This is a genomic window from Undibacterium paludis (genome assembly GCF_022568815.1).
GTDB lineage: Bacteria > Pseudomonadota > Gammaproteobacteria > Burkholderiales > Burkholderiaceae_D > Undibacterium.
Genome location: NZ_JAKZHX010000010.1, coordinates 211,765 through 230,339, shown reverse-complemented (window position 1 = coordinate 230,339; position 18,575 = coordinate 211,765). Strand labels below are relative to the sequence as shown.

General features: G+C 56.4%; 12 protein-coding genes. 10 read left to right on the top strand and 2 right to left on the bottom strand.

All coding sequences use genetic code 11. The features are described from left to right. Positions 1-13 precede the first annotated feature (13 nt). The 9 genes from LZ463_RS18320 (at position 14) to LZ463_RS18280 (ending at position 16,682) form a co-directional block, all read left to right on the top strand. A complete protein-coding gene (locus tag LZ463_RS18320) occupies positions 14-4,675 on the top strand; it encodes a non-ribosomal peptide synthetase (RefSeq protein ID WP_241457256.1) in 4,662 nt (1,553 codons plus the stop codon). Beyond that, positions 4,672-5,913, top strand: a complete 1,242-nt coding sequence (locus LZ463_RS18315; RefSeq protein WP_241457255.1) for a hypothetical protein — start codon at positions 4,672-4,674, stop codon at positions 5,911-5,913. The genes LZ463_RS18320 and LZ463_RS18315 overlap by 4 nt, the downstream gene beginning before the upstream one ends. Continuing rightward, positions 5,910-6,941: a 1-aminocyclopropane-1-carboxylate deaminase/D-cysteine desulfhydrase gene (locus tag LZ463_RS18310; protein WP_241457254.1), complete on the top strand. Its 1,032-nt coding sequence runs from the start codon at positions 5,910-5,912 to the stop codon at positions 6,939-6,941. The genes LZ463_RS18315 and LZ463_RS18310 overlap by 4 nt, the downstream gene beginning before the upstream one ends. Continuing rightward, positions 6,938-7,876 (top strand): MsnO8 family LLM class oxidoreductase, encoded by a 939-nt coding sequence (locus LZ463_RS18305; protein WP_241457253.1) that lies wholly within the window; start codon positions 6,938-6,940, stop codon positions 7,874-7,876. Before LZ463_RS18310 ends, LZ463_RS18305 begins: the two co-directional genes overlap by 4 nt. 15 nt (positions 7,877-7,891) lie before the next feature. Next, positions 7,892-9,667, top strand: a complete 1,776-nt coding sequence (locus tag LZ463_RS18300; protein WP_241457252.1) for a fatty acyl-AMP ligase — start codon at positions 7,892-7,894, stop codon at positions 9,665-9,667. Positions 9,668-9,692: 25 nt separating this feature from the next. Continuing rightward, positions 9,693-9,971: an acyl carrier protein gene (locus LZ463_RS18295; RefSeq protein WP_241457251.1), complete on the top strand. Its 279-nt coding sequence runs from the start codon at positions 9,693-9,695 to the stop codon at positions 9,969-9,971. A gap of 7 nt (positions 9,972-9,978) precedes the next feature. After that, a complete protein-coding gene (locus LZ463_RS18290; protein WP_241457250.1) occupies positions 9,979-11,169 on the top strand; it encodes an efflux RND transporter periplasmic adaptor subunit in 1,191 nt (396 codons plus the stop codon). A 141-nt stretch (positions 11,170-11,310) separates the two neighbouring features. Then, a complete protein-coding gene (locus LZ463_RS18285; protein WP_241457249.1) occupies positions 11,311-14,364 on the top strand; it encodes an efflux RND transporter permease subunit in 3,054 nt (1,017 codons plus the stop codon). Between the two features lie 62 nt (positions 14,365-14,426). Continuing rightward, positions 14,427-16,682 carry an ABC transporter transmembrane domain-containing protein gene (locus tag LZ463_RS18280; RefSeq protein ID WP_241457248.1) on the top strand — a complete coding sequence of 752 codons (2,256 nt, stop codon included), beginning with the start codon at positions 14,427-14,429 and terminating at the stop codon, positions 16,680-16,682. An 82-nt stretch (positions 16,683-16,764) separates the two neighbouring features. On the opposite strand, the gene LZ463_RS18275 is transcribed toward LZ463_RS18280, so the two are convergent. Next, positions 16,765-17,076, bottom strand: a complete 312-nt coding sequence (locus LZ463_RS18275) for an STAS domain-containing protein (protein ID WP_241457247.1) — start codon at positions 17,074-17,076, stop codon at positions 16,765-16,767. Between the two features lie 345 nt (positions 17,077-17,421). Between LZ463_RS18275 and LZ463_RS18270 the strand changes: the two genes are divergently transcribed. Then, positions 17,422-17,655 (top strand): hypothetical protein, encoded by a 234-nt coding sequence (locus LZ463_RS18270; RefSeq protein ID WP_241457246.1) that lies wholly within the window; start codon positions 17,422-17,424, stop codon positions 17,653-17,655. 121 nt (positions 17,656-17,776) lie between these two features. Here LZ463_RS18270 and LZ463_RS18265 read toward each other — a convergent pair whose 3' ends face one another. Continuing rightward, on the bottom strand, positions 17,777-18,550 hold the full coding sequence (locus LZ463_RS18265) for a 4'-phosphopantetheinyl transferase family protein (protein ID WP_241457245.1): 774 nt from the start codon (positions 18,548-18,550) through the stop codon (positions 17,777-17,779). Positions 18,551-18,575: the final 25 nt, after the last annotated feature.

Sequence of the window (18,575 nt, the reverse complement as noted above, 5' to 3'; positions counted from 1 at the left end):
TGAACAAGGAACTATGAAAACCGGACCAGATATGGAAATGTTTTACCCCCTGACAGCAATGCAGCAAGGCATGTTGTTTCACCATCTGCGTGAACCGGCCAGTGCAGCGTATTTCCAGCAATTGCAGGTCAGGCTTAGTGGCAGTCTGGATACCGGTAAATTGCAGCAGGCCTGGGAGCAGGTGCTGGCGCATTACAGCGCCCTGCGCATGCGTTTCTTCTGGACCGGTGACCAGCCGCGCCAGCAGTTGCAGACAGAAGTGGTTTTACCATTTGCTGTACATGATTACAGCCAGCAGCCGCAGGATACCCACGAAGCCTTGCGCAAAGAATTCTTGAGGCAAGACAGCCAGCAAGGTTTTTCCCCCGATACGGCTCCCCTGATGCGGGTCAGCGTCCTGCAATGGTCGGCTCATGAATGGCACATGGTCTGGAGCCATCATCACCTGATACTTGACGGCTGGGCATCGGGCCTGGTGCTGGCTGCGGTATCGCAAGTCTATGCCGCTTTGTTGCAGGGGCAGGATATTGTGTTGCCACCAGAACGCCCTTATGCAGATTTCCTGCAATGGCTGGGCAGGCGTGACAACCTGGCGGCGGAAGATTACTGGCGTCATGCCTTGCGTGGCCTGGAGCAGGCGACCAGCCTGCCAGTATTAAAGCGCAATGCCAGTCAGGGCGGGCCTGCCCAGGTCCTTGTCTTTGAAAGCGTACTGGCCGTTGAGGATGTGGCGGCACTGACCAGCCTGACGCAGCAGGCTGGTGTCACCGCCGTCATCCCGGTGCTGGCATGCTGGGGTTTGCTGTTGTCGCGGTATGCAGGCAGTCAGGATGTGCTATTTGGCGTTACCACCTCAGGCAAACCGGCAGAGCTGGAAGGGGCAGGGCAGATGGTAGGCCTGTTCATCAACACCATTGCCTTGCGCATGAAGAATGTGGAGGGCATGACCAGCATCGCAGACTGCCTGACAGAGCTGCATCGTTACCTGGCCGCTGCGCGCGAACATGAACACACCAGCCTGAGCCGTGTTGCCGAATGGTCAGAACTGCCTGGACTGTCAACAGCTTCGTCCATGTTCGACAGCATCGTCGTGTATGAAAATTATCCACTGGCAGCACAGGGCGATCATTTAGGCGCAGCACGCATTGTCGATTACCATCTGCAGGAGGAATCGAATTACCCGCTGACGCTGATTGCCGAACCTTCGGCTACAGGCTTGCACCTGCGCCTGCTGGCCGACAGTACACGCATCGCACCAGAGGCGGCGCAGGCCATGCTGGACCAGTATTGCTACCTGTTGCAGCAACTGGCCCACACCAGCCCGACACAGCCTTTGAAGGACCTGCATCTGCTGACACCGGCGCAGCGTGAACGGCAATTGCAGCAATGGAACGATACAGCTGCAGACTATGACACCAGTGCGACCCTGGCCAGTATCTTCATCGCCCAGGCCAGCCGCACACCGGAGGCGATTGCCCTGGTCGATGCGCAGGGCAGCATGAGCTATGCTGCATTGCAGGACCGTGTCAGCCAGTTGCTGGCGGCGATAGACAGACTCGAATTGCCTGCCGCATCCCCGATTGCTGTCAGACTGACGCGTGACCGTGAAATGCTGGTCGCCTTGCTGGCCGTGGTGGCTGCCGGTCACCACTATGTACCCATAGAGCCGCAATTGCCGGCAGCCAGGGTGATGGCCATCGCTGACAGCCTGTCCATACGTTGCATGCTTACCGTCAACAGCCTGGCAGAAAGCAGCCATGCGCTGTGCCGCCAGGCGCAATGGACCATGCTCTGCGTGGATGATACGGCGGCGCAGCCGGTCAGCAGCCTGCAAAGCCGTGCCCGGCCGCAAGACCCGGCTTATGTGATCTTCACTTCCGGTTCCACCGGCAAGCCCAAGGGTGTACTGGTCCTGCATCAAAAAGCCATCAACCTGATCAGCTGGGTGAACCGGAGCTTCCAGGTCGGTGCGCAGGACAAGCTGCTGTTTGTTACTTCACCAGCGTTTGATCTGTCGGTGTACGATATCTTTGGCATCCTGGCGGCCGGTGGCGTGGTCAGGATCGCCAGTGAAGCCGAACTGGCTGATCCGGAACGGCTGCTGCATATCATGGAACGTGAAGCAATCACGTTCTGGGATTCTGCCCCGGCAGCCCTGTGGCAGCTGGAGCCGCTATTACCCCAAATGCCCAGGCACATCGTCTCTGCCAGCCTGCGCCTGATCTTCCTCAGCGGCGACTGGCTGCCGCTGGCCCTGCCAGACCGGATGAAAGCAGTATTTCCCAACGTTTGCGTGGTGGCCCTGGGTGGCGCGACCGAGGCGACGATATGGTCCAACTACCACATCGTCGGCCAGTTACAGCCGGACTGGGTCAGCATACCCTATGGCCGCCCCATACAGAATGCCCGTTACTACATACTCGATGCCGATTTGCAGCCCTTGCCTGTCGGTGTGCCAGGCGACCTGTACATAGGCGGTGACTGTCTGGCAGAAGGTTATGTGGGCCAGCCTGAGCTGACGGCAGAACGCTTTTTGCCTGATCCACATGCTGGTAAAAACAAGCCCGAGGCTCGCATGTACAAGACCGGTGACAGGGCCAGGTTTTATCCTGATGGCGTGATGGAATTCCTTGGCCGTCTCGACAATCAGGTCAAGATACGCGGCTTTCGCATAGAGCTGGGTGAGATAGAAGTCGCCATGGGCAGGCATGCCGCCGTACGCGATGCGATCTGCATTGTCCATGATCATGACAATACCGGTCCCGCTTCCGGCAAATCGGACAAAGAATTGATTGCCTACTATGTTCTGCATCCTGGTCAGGATTTATCTGCAGAGGAGCTGAAACAGCATCTGCAGCAGCAACTGCCTGCCAGCATGTTGCCCGCACACTTCATCCGTCTCGACAGCATGCCGGTATCGGTGAATGGCAAGGTTGACAGAAAAAACCTGCCGTTGCCGGAGCGTCAGGGTAATGCTGTTCAGCATGCAGGCGCTTCAAACAACACCGTGCAGGACATGATCGCTGCCGCCTGGTGCGAAGTGCTGGCACTGTCCAGTGTGCAGCCTGGTGACGATTTCTTTGCCCTGGGCGGCCATTCGTTGCGTGCCACCGCAGTCATGGCGCGCATGCGCCTGGCCTTTGGCAAGGACCTGCCCTTGCGCCTGATTTTTGAATACCCGGTCTTGCAGGACCTGGCCCTCGCGGTGCGCGAAGCCATGACCGGTCAAGAACAGCAACAGGTCGCCAGCCTGTCTGCGCTCGACAGGGCCGGCGGCCTGCCCCTGTCGCGTGCACAATCGCGTTTGTGGTTCCTGCATCAGATGGAACCAGCCAGCGCCAATTACAACGTGGCGCTGGCCGCCAGGCTGGATGGCAATATCGATGAACATGCATTCGTACGTGCAGCACAACAGGTGATAGCGCGCCACGAAATACTCAATACCCGCATCAGCCGACAGGGTCAGACTGCCTGCATGGTCTCGCTGGACGATGGCGGACCGCAATGCATGCTTGAAGATATCAGCATGCAAAGACCTGATGAAGCGCAGATCAATGCACGTCTGAAAGAACTGGCCGGCCAGCCTTTTGATCTTGAACGGCAGCGCCCGGTACGTGTCAGTCTGTTGCGCACGGCGGCGGCGCAGGCTTATGCATTGATACTGATACACCATATCGCCACAGATGGCTGGGCTATTGCCCTGTTTGCCGAAGAATTATTGCTGGCTTATGCAGCTCAGGTCAGTACATTGAAGCAGACAGAGCAGCCCGCCCTGCAATATGCAGACTTCATGAGCTGGTGGGAACAGCAGTTGCAGGAGCACTATCTGGATCATGAAATGCGTTACTGGAAGCAGCAACTGGCCAGTCTGCCACGTCTGAACCTGGCGACAGATATGGCAAGACCCGCAGTCAGCACACATGCCGGTGCGCGTCTGGCTTTCACGCTCGATGCCAAGCTCTCAGAAGACTTGCGCCGCTTGGCGCGCCAGCATTCGGCGACCCTGTTCATGGTCTTGCTGACGGCATTTGAAGTCGTCCTGCGGCATCGCTCCGGCCAGGACGATATCGTCATCGGTACTGATATCGCCGGCAGGGATCATCCGCTGGCAGAAAAAATCCAGGGCTTCTTCGTCAATCAGCTGGTCCTGCGCTGTGATTTTGCCGGCACGCAGAGTTTTGCCGATATGCTGGGCAAGGTCAGGCAGAGTACGCTGCAAAGCTTCTTTCATCAGCATCTGCCCTTTGAGAAACTGGTCGAAGAACTGAACCCGCCACGTGATGTTGGCGGCATGCCTTTGTTCCAGCACAAGTTCGTTTTGCAAAATGCCCCGCTGGCGCAATTGGCCACGCCGCATTTCAGTATTACACCTGTCGACCTGCATACCGATACCGCCAAGTATGACTTGCTGCTGACCGTGATTGACGAAACGCAGTTAAGGGGCACGCTGGAATTCAGCACCGAGTTGTTCAACAGCACAACGGCAGACAGCCTGGTGAGGGAGTTCCTGGCCGTGCTGGGCCAGGCCGCAGCCGATGCCAGCATCAGCTATGCCAGCCTGGCCGCCATGCTGGCGCTGGATGGTAGCGAGCGGCAGGATGCAGCAAAACGCGACCTGCGAAAAAGTGGCCTGCAAAGACTGAAAGACTTGCGCAAACCAGGGCAGGTATCATGACTATGGAACAAAACAATATCCCGCAACAGCCACCAGCCTTTACCTGTCATGACGTCGACCAGGTATTGTGGGACATCGCCATCGATGCCCCTGATCTGCTGGCAGCACTGCAGCATGATCTGCCAGATTTGCCGGCCAGACTGGAGGGCTTGCGTCGGCAACTGCCTTGTGCGCGCAGCATCAACCCTTTTCACAGCGATGACCTGCAAAGACCTTACCGCCACCTGCGTGCGTTTTATCAAAACACTGGTGTGGGCTCGGCAGTGCTGGCGCACAAGGGAACAGAAGTCCATGCGCATGACCGTGACCAGCACCTGGCCGTGCTGGCCGAATTCCGTATCGATTATCCTGTGCGCGGCAAATCACTGTTTTCTGCTGCCGAACATTTTGCCCTGGTCGAGCAAAAAATCCCGCTGGCGATCAGCAGCGTGGAAGCAGTGGAAGACGCCAGGGCAGCCTGCCAGCTACAGCAGGCGCACTGGCAGCGCTTCGGGCAACTGGCATGCATACCGACCCCCTTGCTGGTGATACAGTGGCCTGCTGCGGTGCGTGACAGCCATTTGCAAGCCTTGCGCAACCTGCTGTCCGGGCGCGCCATGCATATTGTCGACACCATGACGGCACAGGGGCTGGCGGCCATCATCTATCATTACCCCAGCCTGCCTTTGCGGGTGGCGCACCTGCCGGTTGAACTGAAAAAGCAGGGGGGCGGTACCTGGCTGCAAAGACTGGCCAGCCTGACCGCCAGTTACGGGCTGACGCCAGAGCAGGTGGTCGAACGCTGGATAGACCTGGTGGCGCGCATGCTGGCCCTGGGCTTCTTACCAGGTCGTACCGAGCACATAGGCATAGGCCATTGCCTGGAAATGCAGAACGCCGTCGTCGATGGCGGCTTTGTTGATCTTGGCTCCGTCGTTGCCATGACAGAGGTCAAATCCGACAGCGCCTTCATGGAAATGCTGATGGCCGCCTTTGCCGACCTGGCCAAGACCGTGCGCCACTTCATGCTTGGTCCCGTGCCGGATGTCGAGGCTGAATACCGTAATCCATCGCTGCTGATGCTGGCCTGCCTGCAAAGAGTGGTGCCGGCGCTCCTGCAAAGACTACGCACTTACCCTGACCTGGAACCGCGCCTGCAAGCCTACCTGGACCGTAGCGAGTCCACCTGTTTTACGGCCCTGGCAGAGGAGTTGCAAAACCTCAGTCCCAGGATGCTGAACCCGGCGGAGCATGCATGATGACAGAGCGACTGCTGACGACCATGGTGCCAGGCCTTGACGCCATGTACAAGCCGGTGGACCTGGTGCAAAGACCGACACCACTGAGCCGCGAAAGCAGCCTGGCGGCATGCTGGCAACTGGCTGACTTGTGGATCAAGCGTGATGACCTCAGCTCACCCGTGTATGGCGGCAGCAAGGTCAGGAATCTTGAGTATTTCTTTGGTGACGCCATCAGCAAGGGCGCCAGCAGCGTCGCCACCATGGGGCCTCTGGGCAGCCATCAGGTGCTGGCGACAGCCACTTTTGGCCGCCTCAATGGCCTGCACACCCGCGCCTTGCTGACGCCGCAGCCGAATGTGCATGAGGCCGGCCTTAACCAGCGCCTGTTGCCTGCGCTGGGCATGGAATTTTTGCGTTGCGAGCGTTTCATCGATGTGCCGCTGGCCTTTCTGCGCATACGCTATCAACGGCACCAGGGACAACGTCCTTACTGGATACCGCCCGGTTCACATCATCCCATCGGTGTACTCGGGGTGATTGAAGGTGCGCTCGAAATTGCCGCCGCCATTCGCAATGGTGAACTGCCCATGGTCGATGATATCGTTGTCCCCACCGGCACCTGCGCCACTGCTGCTGGCGTCTGGCTGGGTATCGCCATGGCTGGTCTGCCCATACGTACCGTGCCGGTACGCATGGTGCCGATGATGATCACCGGCCCCGGCAAAATGAAAAAGCTGGCGATGAAAACCCTGGCCCTGTTGCGTCAGGCTGGTTACACGGCAGAGCCACAATTTGGTGAGATACTCTGGGTCGATGATTTTGCCGGGCCCGGTTACGGGCAAGGCAATGCCGATGCCGAGCAGGCCGCCAGGGATGTGGCCCAGGCTGAGAATTCCAGCAACTTCAGGACCGAGACCACCTACATCGCTAAGACCCTGGCCATGTTCCGCCACCAGACCCTGCGGGGGCGGCGTGTGCTGTTCTGGAATACCTATAGCGCGGTTGATCCCGATCCTTCCACTCTCACGGCAAAGGTGGCAGCATGAGTGAACTGACTTTATCCCTGCTTGACCTTGGCATCATCGCTCCTGGCCAGGATGGCAAAGAAGTGCTGGCGCAAACCTTTCGGATGGCGCAGCTTGCAGACCAGCTCGGTTATGAACGCCTGTGGCTGGCTGAACATCACGAATCCCATTTCTCATGGGCAGCACCGGAAATGATGCTGGCTGCCATCGCCCGGGCAACGCAACGCATAGGTCTGGGTTCAGCCGCCGTATTGCTGCCCCTGTACAGTCCTTTGGCCGTGGCAGAAAATTATCGTGGTCTGTCGGCCTTGTCCGGTGGGCGCGTAGTGCTGGGTGTTTGTGGCGGTGTGCCTGCTGATCCGGTTGCGCTGGCTGCACTGACTGGCAATGATGACGCGCCCGCCATCATCACCAGGCAGTTTGCCGACAAGCTGGCAGCGCTGGTGAAATACCTGCATGGTGATTTCCCCGATGACCACCGTTTCACTCATGCCGCCACACCCTGTTTTGCGGCAGCGCCGCCGCTGTGGGTTATGGGGTCTGGTTTTGGTACGGCGGAACTGGCCGCCAGGTCTGCGGCCAGTTATGCCTATTCCCTGTTCCATCGCGCCAGTACTCAGGATGCAGCGATTACCGCCGCCTATCGCCGCCAGTTTGCCCAATACCAGCAAGACAGCAATGCAGCCAGGATTGCCGTTGCCCTCAGCTGCGTCTGTGCAGACAGCGAAGAGGTTGCCCAGACGCAAAAGCAGCAGGTGGAAAGCTGGATAGGCAACACCATGCGCGTCAATATCTGCGGCACGCCGACTTCCTGCCGCGACCAGATACTGGCCATACAGGAAACCTATGATGCCGACAGCATCATCATTTACCACATGTGGCATCTGGAAGAACGCAAACGGGCCGCAATCACAACGTTGGCTGAGCTGTTCCAGCTAGCTGCCATGCCATCATAGGAGTACGCAGCCATCATGACGACTTCTGTGCTGACACTGCTGGATAAATTTTTCCTGGATATTGCCTGGGAAGCCGATGCCCCCGCCATGTCCTGGATGCCGGAACGTTCACAAGATGCCATTGAGCATCTGAGCCGCGCCGCCCTGCATGATGCCAGTGAAGACATCGCTCGCGGCCTGTTGCAACTGGACTGGTCCTGCGACAGACCACGCATGGCCATCCTGGCGTTTTCCCCCGGTCTTGATTTCATCAAAGCCTTTCTGGCCTGCCAGATGGCCGGCGTGATCGCCATACCGATTGCCATGCCCAGGATGGGGCGCGAAGCCCATATACTCGAAGCCATCGTCAGCAACTGCGGCGCCGGCGTGACCCTGACCAGTGCCAATGAAACGGCACGTCTGCAAGAGGTGTTTGCATCGTCAGCAGCCCTGGCAAACATGCAGGTCATCAGCACGGTGCATTTGCAGGAGCTTGGCGTTGGTGGCAGCCTGGACAAGCGTATACCGCAGGACCATGCCTTCATCCAGTACACCTCTGGCTCCAGCAGCCTGCCCAAAGGCGTACTGGTCAGCCACGCCAACCTGGCCGCCAACCTGGCGCTGATACAGAAAGACTTCAGGGTTGATGCTGAATTTGTGATGGTCAACTGGCTGCCGCATTATCACGACATGGGCCTGATCGGTGGTTTGCTCACGCCCCTCTATGGCGGCATCCCCTGTGTCAGCATGGCGCCTTCTGCCTTCATCAAGCGCCCGGTGCGCTGGTTGCAATTGATTTCTGCGCAGGAAGAAGGGCGCAAGATCATGTCCGGCGGCCCCAATTTTGCCTACCAGCTTTGTGCAGACCGGGTGGCAGCAGAGGATATCGCCAGCCTGCAACTGCAAGCCTGGAAAACCGCCTATAACGGCGCGGAACCGATACGCGCCCTGACCCTGCAAAAGTTCGAACAGCGTTTTGCCAGAGCAGGCTACCGCACCGCCAATATGCTGACCTGCTATGGCCTGGCAGAAACCACCCTGTTTGCCACCGGCAATCATGACCCCGCAATACTTACCGTATCCATACAGGGGCTGGAGCAAGGCCTGATCAGCCCACCCTCTGATGAGGCCGATAGCCGTCAACTGGTAGCCAGCGGTCATGCTGACCCGGAGCGCATTGTCATTGTCGATGCACTCACCAGGACAGCTCTGGAACCTGGCCGTATCGGTGAAATCTGGATCACCGGCCCCAGCGTGCCCGCACAGTATTTCAATAATGAAGAACAAAGCAGACAGACTTTCCACGCCCGTCTGGGAGATCAGGCAGAACCGCGTTTTCTGGTGACAGGCGACATTGGTTCCATTGTTGACGGGCAACTATATGTCACCGGGCGCAGCAAAGAGTTGTTGATTGTTAACGGAAGAAATATATATCCCCATGACATAGAAACTATGGTGCAAAATGCCGTCAGCGGGATTGAGGATGTGGCCGTTTTTTCCTATGATGATGCGCAGGCAAAGAGTGAAAGCATCATCGTCATTTGCGAACTGCCACGTTCAGCCAGGAGCTGGTTCAAAGAAGGGGATGACCAGTCTTTGAGTGCTGAACTGGACAAGCTGGCAAACCAGGTCAGGCTGGCCGTTGCACCTGCTGAAATAACGATACATCATCTGCGTTTTGTTGGCCCCATGGGGATCAGCAAGACCACCAGCGGCAAGACCAGCTACGGGCAGAATCGCCGCAGCTTTGCTGATTTGCCGGTCAGCATCAGGCAGCGTCCGGTATCGGCAGAATTCCGCAACAAGGACTAAAACGTATTCGGGGCAGATGATGACCATGCAAAATGCAGACAAACAATGGAATGCAGAACAGCTCGAAGACTGGCTGATACGGCGTGTCGCCGCCATCCTGGGGCAAGACGCCGATGATGTCGATCCCGACATGCCCTTCAACAGCCTGGGACTTGATTCCATCAATGTCATGGACCTGATCGTTGAACTCGATGACCTGCTGGGTATCGAAATTGAATCGACGATCGTCTGGGATTACCCGACCATACGTCTGTTATGTGAATATGTCGCCACCTTGACCAACGAGACACACGCACTGAAATGAGGCCATCATGTCAGTATCTTGCCAGGCAGCCAGCGTATCGCCGAAATACCTGTGTTCAAACGATGTGGCAGCACCTGCATGCAGGCTGCTGTCCGGCCTGCTGCTGACCTGTATTCTCACCGCCTGCGGTGACAAACCCAAGCCTGTCCAGACTGATATTACTCCACGGGTCAAGACCATTACTGCCCAGGCTGGCGGCGAGCAGCGTTATCGCTCCCTGGTCGGTGAATTGCAACCGGCTGAAGTCTGGAACCTGGCCTTCCCCATACAGGGGCGAGTCACTCAGTTGCTGGTCAATGAAGGCGACAAGGTGAAGAAAGGGCAATTGCTGGCCAGGCTGGACCCCATGGCTTACGAACTCAAACTGAAAAACGCCCAGTCAGGCTTGCAGAGCGCCATCAGCGAACGCAAGGAAAAGCGTGATGCCCTGGCTGCCCAGACCCTGCTCAAGGAACAGGGCTACATGACCGGCAATATGCTGGAAAAACTCAGGGTCGACCTGGCGGCATCAGAGACCCGCCTCGCCAACAGTGAGTCAGCCCTGGCCTTGGCCAAGCGTGATCTTGACTACACAATGCTGCAGGCTCCTGCAGACGGCACCATATCCGGCCGACTGATTGAACCGTTTGCCGATGTCAATGCCGGTCAGGCCATCATGCGGCTCGATGGCGCAGCCGGCCTGCGCGTCGCCATACGGGTGCCGGACAAACTCATGCAGGATTTTGCACTGGGTACGCCGGTCAGCATACAGCTGGCAGACCGCAAGCTCGAAGGCAAGGTCAGCCGTATCGATGCGCGCGCCAGCGCCGGTGATTCTTTCCCCAGCTATGTCAGTATCACTGGCGACACCACAGGTCTGCGCCCCGGTGTCACGGCCAGGGTGCAATTTGCCGTCAATGGTAATACCGGCAGTGACGCAGGCAAGGACGTGCAGGTGAAGAGAAATATCCTGGTGCCGCTGCAGGCCATCGTTCCCGGCAATGCACCTGGCCATGGATTTGCCTTTGTGTTTGATAACAAGAACAGCAAGGTCAGACGGGTGGAAGTCCGTATCAAGGCTGTCAATGACAGCGATGTTGAAATCGATGAAGGCCTGAAAGCCGGTGATGAAGTCGTGGTGGCCGGTGTTGCCTTTCTGTCCGATGGTCAGGTAGTCAAGCCCATGGCGAAAGAAGGCAAGGGCGGCAGCAAGACTTGAGGTCATCTGATTGATGGTGGCAGCGGCTGCCTGTCTTTTTGCCCCGCCGCCACGCAGTTATACGAACCTGAATTTCCCTGATGTGGTTTTATCATTCTTCGTGAATCCGCTTCTTCGGTGTAAAGAAACAGAGAGAGACAGATGATCAACCTTACCGCTTATGCATTCAAGAATCCGCGCCTGCTGATTGCCTGCATAGTCATCATTACCGGTCTGGGTATCAGCCTGTTCCTCAACTATCCGGCGCAGGAAGACCCACCCATCAAGGTCAGGGAAGCCATCGTCAGCGCATCTTTCCCCGGCATGTCACCCGAGCGGGTAGAGCAATTGCTGACCCGCCCGCTGGAAGAAAAAATCCGCGAAATCCCTGAAGTGCAAAGAATCACGTCGACGGCTTTTACCGGCGGCACCATCATCAGCGTCAAGCTGTACGACAAGTACTTCCAGCTTGAACCCCTGTGGCAGAAACTACGCAACAAGATGGCGGATGCGCGCTCGTCCTTGCCCGACGGTGTCAGCGGTCCCAGCGTCAACGACGATTTTGGCAACGTCGCCATTGCCACCCTGGCGATTACTGCTGAAGGTTTCACCATGGCGGAGATGCGTCAGGTAGCATTGAAAATGCGCGATAACCTGACGACCCTGCCCGGCGTGCGCCGGGTGGAAGTACATGGCCTGCCGGCTGAGCGCATCTATCTGGAGGGTTCGCCCGCACAACTGTCGCGCCTGGGCCTGTCGCTCGGCGATGTGCTGGCCAGCCTGCAAAAGCAGAATGTGATCCTGCCCGGCGGCCAGGTGATCGCCAACAAGGCTATCGTCACACTGGAACCGACCGGCAATTTCAGCGACATGGCCGATATAGAAAAAACACCGATACTGATACCGAAGAGCGGCCAGGCGATTGCCCTGTCCGACGTACTAAGCCTGCGCCGCGCCTATGTAGAGCCGCGCAGCAGCGGCGCCATGTTCAATGACAAGACCGCCATCGTGCTAGCCATTTCCATGGCCGAGGGTGGTAATGTCGTCGCCTTTGGCAAGAGCCTCAAGGCCCGTATTGCCGAGATCAAGCCCGGCCTGCCACTGGGTTTCATGCTCGATTTCGCCACCTTCCAGCCCGAGGTTGTCAGTCACCTGATTGCCGATGTCGAGCGCACCCTGTATGAAACCCTGGTGATCGTGCTGGTCGTGGTCATGGTGTTCCTGGGCATGCGCACCGGCCTCATCGTCGGCACTATCGTCCCACTGACCATGCTGATGTCATTGATCATCATGAGCATGATGAACATAGAATTGCAAAGGGTATCGATTGCTTCCATGATCATTGCCCTGGGTTTGCTGGTGGACAATGGTATCGTCATTGCCGAAGACATCATGCGCCGCTTTGTCGCAGGGGAAGACCGCAAGCAGGCATGCATTGCCGCCGGAGTCAGTCTGTCCACTCCCTTGCTGACATCGGCACTGACCATCGTGCTGGCTTTCATGCCCTTGTTGCTGGCGGATGACCAGACCGGCGAGTATGTGCGTTCGCTGGCGCAGGTGACCAGTATTGCCGTGCTCAGTTCCTGGGTGCTGGCGCTGACCTTCACGCCGCTGGTGTGCTACCACTTCATGAAAGTCTCTGCCGGTCATCAGCAGGAATCAGACGAGCATTACGACAGCCGTTTTTATCGCGGCTATCGCCGTCTGCTGGAAAGTGTACTCAGGCACAGACTGATTTTTCTTGGCGTGGTCGGTTTTGCCTTTGTGCTGTCACTATTGGGCTTTGGCAAGGTGCCGCAGCAATTCTTCCCGAATTCAGAACGCAATCAGTATATGGTGCTGATCAATCTGCCAGCCGGTTCACCGTATGTGGAAACCGAGCAAATGGTCAAAAAGCTCAATGCCTGGCTGCTCGATAACAAGACCAATCCCGAAGTAAGCAGTGTCGTGTCCTATGTCGGTTACGGCGGCCCGCGCTTTGTGCTGGCCATGGCCCCCGTTGCAGGTGCGCCGCATCGTGCCTATCTGGTCGTCAACCTGCCCCAGGGCGGCAATGTCGACATACCGCTGGAGCGCACACGTAACTACCTGTTCGCCAATTTCCCTGAACTGCGGGCCGAGGTCAAGAAGTTCTGGCTCGGCGGTTCAGAGACTGGTCTGGTCGAACTGCGTATCACTGGCACCGACGCCACCATACTCAAGAACCTGGCCGAACAACTCAAGCAGCAATTGCGCAGCCTGCCCGATACCATCGACGTCAAGGATGACTGGGAAAACCGTACCTGGAAACTGCTGGTCAAGGTCGACCAGGCCATGGCAAGGCGTGCAGGCATTACCTCGGCTGATGTGGCGCTGTCATTGAATGGTGCTCTGTCCGGCATACAGGTCAGCGTGTTCCGCGATACTGACCAGACCATCCCCATCGTCATCACCGGCAAGGACAAGGAACTGATCTCTTACGACAGACTGAAAACCCTGAATGTGTTTTCAGAAAACGGCCAGACTTCCGTCCCCCTGACCCAGATAGCCGAACTGATAGGTGTGCCGGAAGACGGTGCTATACGCCGACGCAATGGCGTCAGGACAGTGACCGTATCAGGCAAGAGCCTCAGCATGTCAGCCAATGCCCTGGTCAAGGCCATGCGCCCGCAGATAGACAGGATCAAGCTAGACGATGGGTACCGCATCGGTGTCGGCGGTGAGCTTGAGACTTCCGGTAATGCGCAGGGTGCTCTGGTCAAGTTTTTGCCGGTGGCGCTCGGGTCCATCCTGCTGCTGATGCTGTGGCAGTTTTCGTCTTATCGCAAGGTGGCGATTATCGCCATCACCATTCCGCTGTGCCTGGTGGGGGCAGTGGCGGGCCTGCTGGTCACGCGGGCCAATTTTGGTTTCATGGCCATCATGGGTATCCTGGCGCTGGCGGGCATCATCATCAACAATGCCGTTCTGCTGCTAGAGCGCATAGCCGAAGAACTGCATGAAGGCAAACCACATTATGAAGCAGTGGTGATGGCGGCGCTAAAGCGCCTGCGTCCCATCGTCATGACCAAGCTGACCTGCATACTGGGTCTGGTGCCGCTGATGATTTTTGGTGGTGAATTATGGTTTGGCATGGCTGTCGTCATTGTCGGCGGCCTGGCTTTGGGAACGGTATTGACGCTGGGCGTCATACCGGTGGTGTACACAATTTTGTTCAGGGTTAAAAAACAGACCTGAATGGCGATCCGTTCAGGCAGACATCGATTGCAGTGATATTGAATCCGTAAACTGGAGCCAACATGAGTGAACAAACAAGCGCAGCCAAACCTGAAGCAGGCAAGGCGCAAGACGGGGAGCACAAGGTCACATTCTGGGCCTTTATCGGCCAGGCGCTAAGGCTGGCGTTTACCTATCGCCTGCTGGCCAGTCTGGTGGCCCTGGCCCTGCTGGTGCAGATAGGCTTCAACCTGCTGATGCCGCTGAGTTACCGCTACATCTTCGACAAGGCCATCGTCAACAAGGACATGCCCTTGCTGGCTATCCTGCTCGGTGTGCTGGCAGTCGGTTTTTTACTCAATGCCGGCGCCGGCCTGATGCAGGACTTTGGCACGGCCACCATAGGTTCCAGGGTATCCAAAAGCCTGCAAGAGCAAATGTTCAGTAACCTGCAAAAGCAGTCGACCGATTTTTTCAGCAAGACACCGCAGGGTGACATCATCGCCTGCTTTGGTCCTGACGTGATGGCCATAGAAACGGCGCTGGTGCGCGGCCTGCCCAGTTTCTGCATGCGCCTGGTGACCATACTGACCAGCCTGACTCTGCTGTTTGTCATCGAATGGCGACTGGCCCTGGTCGCGCTGGCGCTGATGCCCATGATTGCCTTTGCCCCCAAACCATTTGGACCCAGGGCACGCAAGTTCGGCCGTTCACGCGACGACCTGCAATCAGGCAATGCTGGCATGGTGCAAGAGAATTTGCTCAACCACCTGACCATACGTACCTTCAATCTCAGCGACTACCGTGCAAAGCAATTTGGCGAACGCCTGAGCCGCTTGCAGGAAGATGATTTCAGGGCCAATTTCTTCACCTCCATGATAGGTCGTTCCACCAATGTCGCTGCCGGTTTCTTGCAGATTGGCGTGCTGGGTGTCGGTGCTATCCTGGCTGTGATGGGTTTCCTGACCACCGGTCTGTTGATTGCCTTCATCGGCTTGTTGCTCAATATTGGTGGTGCAACAGATAACCTGACCCAGGCTATTCCCTTGCTGGTGCAGGGCATGAACAGTTATTCGCGCATACAGAAACTGCTGAGCGCCAAACCCGACCTGTCAGATGGCAAAGACGCCAGAGCTTTGCCTGCGATCAATGAAAATCTCAAGCTGCAGGGTGTGGAATTTTCTTACCAGGCCGGTCACCCGATATTACGCGGTGTTGATATCGAAATACCCGCCGGTCAAACCGTAGCTATCGTCGGCGGTTCCGGTTCAGGCAAGTCCACCGTCCTGTCGCTGCTGATGCGACTGTACGATCCCGTTCGGGGAAAGGTCATGCTAGACAACATGGACCTGCGTGACGGTACTGAGGCATCGTTGCGTGCGCAAACCAGCGTGGTCCTGCAAAATACCGCCTTGTTTGACACGACTATCGCAGAAAACATACGCATGGGCAGGCTTGACGCAACAGATGAAGAAATCGTCGCCGCAGCCAAGGACGCAGGCATCCATGACCTGATTGAAAGTTTTCCTGACGGTTATCAAAGTGTGGTCGGTAGCCAGGGCGGCAGTCTGTCTGGCGGGCAACGCCAGCGTATCGCCATCGCTCGCGCTCTGTTGCGCCAGCCACGCATACTCTTCCTTGACGAAGCAACATCGGCGCTTGATGCCCATACCGAAGCCGAGATCGGTGCTACCCTCGATGCCATTTCTGCCGACTGGACCGTGGTGTCAGTCACACATCGCTTTACCCACATCACTGGCTATGATCTCATCATCGTCATGGAAAAAGGCCTGGTGGTGGAGTCAGGCACGCATGAAGAATTGCTGGCCAAAGACGGGCGCTACGCCATGCTGTGGCGCAAGCAGAGCGGCTTCACGATTACCGACGATGGCAAGGCCAGCGTGTCGGTGGAAAGATTGCGCGAGATTCCTTTCCTGTCAGAATGCAATGACGAGATTTTGCAGAAGCTGTCCAAGTCCCTGGTATCAGAATCTTTTGCAGCAGGCAAGACAGTATTTGAAGAAGGCGAACCTGGCAGCAAGTTCTATATTGTCGCCCGTGGCAAGCTGGAAAACTATGTGAAGCTTGAGGGAGACAAAGAAACACCGCTGGGCATGCTCGACGACGGTGATTACTTTGGTGAAATGGCGCTGATACGCCCGGTACCGCGCACCTGGTCAGTCCGTGCCGTGGTGGACAGCACCTGTATCAGCATAGACAGGCAGCAATTCATGGAATTGATGGACGCCGACCCCAAACTGAAAGAAGCGGTAACGACAACCGCTTATGAAAGAGCGGCAGAGTGGACCCAGGCTATCATGGAAGCTGCTGACGTATAAGTCTGGTGCAAAAACAACAAAGCCCCTGCATATACAGGGGCCTTACTATCAGAGTAGCTAGTCGAATTGCGGTGGATGGCGTTCAGAAGCGCGCCAGCGCCGCATCCTTGCTGGTCTGTATATCGAGTATGGCATTGAAGCCACTGACCAGGAACACTTCATTGATCGATTCATTCAGGTTGCACAAAACCAGTTTGCCGCTACTGGCCTTGGTTTTTTTTGCAGTCAGCAATACGACGCGCAAACCGGCGCTGCTGATGTAGGCCAGGTCGGTAAAATCGAGCAGGATATGGTTGTCACCTGCGTCAAGTGCTGCGAGAAGTTCTTTCTCAAATGCAGCAGAGTTGTTGCTGTCGAGGCGACCTGCTGGCGTAAAGGTTTTTATGTTTGGCATATTGATCCTGAGAGGAAAGTTTTTTAGAACCTGTCTACGATCTTACTGTACTGATTGTCACTCTGGTGACGTTCGCTACAGAGCGTAATCGGATTCTGGAACTTGATGTTGCATATTCTAGACGTAATTTCCAACTATTCCGAATTTTTTACAACGCAAAAATAATAATATTTTTTTTGGCTTTGTTAAACACTAGACATCATTTCTGGGGGCGTGTAGTATGGCTTCGCTGCCTAAAATTTGAGCTTGATTTCGATCTGAACTCAGAGCTGAAACAGGCGGCGTTAAGTTTCGTTTCATTCCGATGTTATCTTCGTTGAACCACGTAAACTAGGGGTAATAAAAATGGCACATTTATACGACCAACTCGCATCTGCAATCGCAAAATCCGCACAAGATCCTGCATACCGTACCAAGCTGCTGTCTGACGCAAATGGTACTCTGAAAGCTGACGGCGTTGACATCGGCGGCGCAAAAATCACCATGGAATGGACAGAAATCACCAACGTCCTGAGCATCCTGGTAGAAAATGGCGGCGCCAACTGGAACGGTTCCATCGTTCTCGCCATCAAGAAATAAATTCCCCGCTGTAGAAAAAAGAGCACATGGCTCATCCGGGCTATGTGCCTGATGCGATAATTCGTTCCTCTTCAGTTACTCTTCAATTGGTTCCGGCGAGTAACCACCGGCAAAGAAATCTTCAATCGCAATAGGCCCGTAATAGAGGTAGTGCATCATGTAATAACGGTGCTTGCCTTACTCTCGCGCTTCCCCGATTCCTGGCTGGTGTTCTTGTTGCCAGAGCCATCATATGCTGGTCGTCGTGTTGCCTCAGAGAGAATTCCCAGCCCGCATCTGCCTGATTCGCGAGGCCATGTATCAGGTTCACCTGATCATCTGCATCGATACTGAACAGTACTGAGCGTACATTCGCTGACAGGCCATCACCTGTTGCTTTCAGATACGCCTCTTTCAATACCCAGTAGGCATAGAATCTCTGTGTCACGGTTTTATCAGACGGGCGATAGATATCGGTAATTTCATCAGGGTGACAAACTACGTCCGCCAGCTCCCTGATATTGACGTCGTGGTGCAATAATTCGACATCGACCCCGATATCGGCAACGAGGCCAAGCGCCACCACCACCAGTTCACCGGCATGGGAAATACTGACGCCCGGTACTGGCAAGTGCTCATTGGCAAGCAAGACAAAAGGCTTGCCAGACTCTTGCACAGCGATGCTGACATCGGCCAGGGGAGTCCGGCAAAACTGGGCCACAGCCAGTTTGGTCAGCGCCCGCCCACCCATATAACGGTCCCTGTCGTCCTGCTGCCTGTAGCGCTGGCAGCGCGCCTGTTCTGCTGCGGTCAGCAGATTTTGCAGCTTGTCCCGGTATTCACGTAAATGTGCCAGGCTGCACGTCCAGATTTCTGTAGCCCGGTCGCCGGTCAGTGATGATGTAGTGTCAGACATGATGCGTTTTCAGTCAATTTGCGGC

What these genes read in the sequence shown, in the direction of transcription:
- LZ463_RS18300 (WP_241457252.1), top strand. Translation starts at nt 7,892, where the DNA reads ATGACGACTTCTGTGCTGACACTGCTGGATAAATTTTTCCTGGATATT.
- LZ463_RS18310 (WP_241457254.1), top strand. Translation starts at nt 5,910, where the DNA reads ATGATGACAGAGCGACTGCTGACGACCATGGTGCCAGGCCTTGACGCC.
- LZ463_RS18265 (WP_241457245.1), bottom strand. Translation starts at nt 18,550, where the DNA reads ATGTCTGACACTACATCATCACTGACCGGCGACCGGGCTACAGAAATC.
- LZ463_RS18305 (WP_241457253.1), top strand. Translation starts at nt 6,938, where the DNA reads ATGAGTGAACTGACTTTATCCCTGCTTGACCTTGGCATCATCGCTCCT.
- LZ463_RS18275 (WP_241457247.1), bottom strand. Translation starts at nt 17,076, where the DNA reads ATGCCAAACATAAAAACCTTTACGCCAGCAGGTCGCCTCGACAGCAAC.
- LZ463_RS18270 (WP_241457246.1), top strand. Translation starts at nt 17,422, where the DNA reads ATGGCACATTTATACGACCAACTCGCATCTGCAATCGCAAAATCCGCA.
- LZ463_RS18290 (WP_241457250.1), top strand. Translation starts at nt 9,979, where the DNA reads ATGTCAGTATCTTGCCAGGCAGCCAGCGTATCGCCGAAATACCTGTGT.
- LZ463_RS18280 (WP_241457248.1), top strand. Translation starts at nt 14,427, where the DNA reads ATGAGTGAACAAACAAGCGCAGCCAAACCTGAAGCAGGCAAGGCGCAA.
- LZ463_RS18320 (WP_241457256.1), top strand. Translation starts at nt 14, where the DNA reads ATGAAAACCGGACCAGATATGGAAATGTTTTACCCCCTGACAGCAATG.
- LZ463_RS18315 (WP_241457255.1), top strand. Translation starts at nt 4,672, where the DNA reads ATGACTATGGAACAAAACAATATCCCGCAACAGCCACCAGCCTTTACC.
- LZ463_RS18285 (WP_241457249.1), top strand. Translation starts at nt 11,311, where the DNA reads ATGATCAACCTTACCGCTTATGCATTCAAGAATCCGCGCCTGCTGATT.
- LZ463_RS18295 (WP_241457251.1), top strand. Translation starts at nt 9,693, where the DNA reads ATGCAAAATGCAGACAAACAATGGAATGCAGAACAGCTCGAAGACTGG.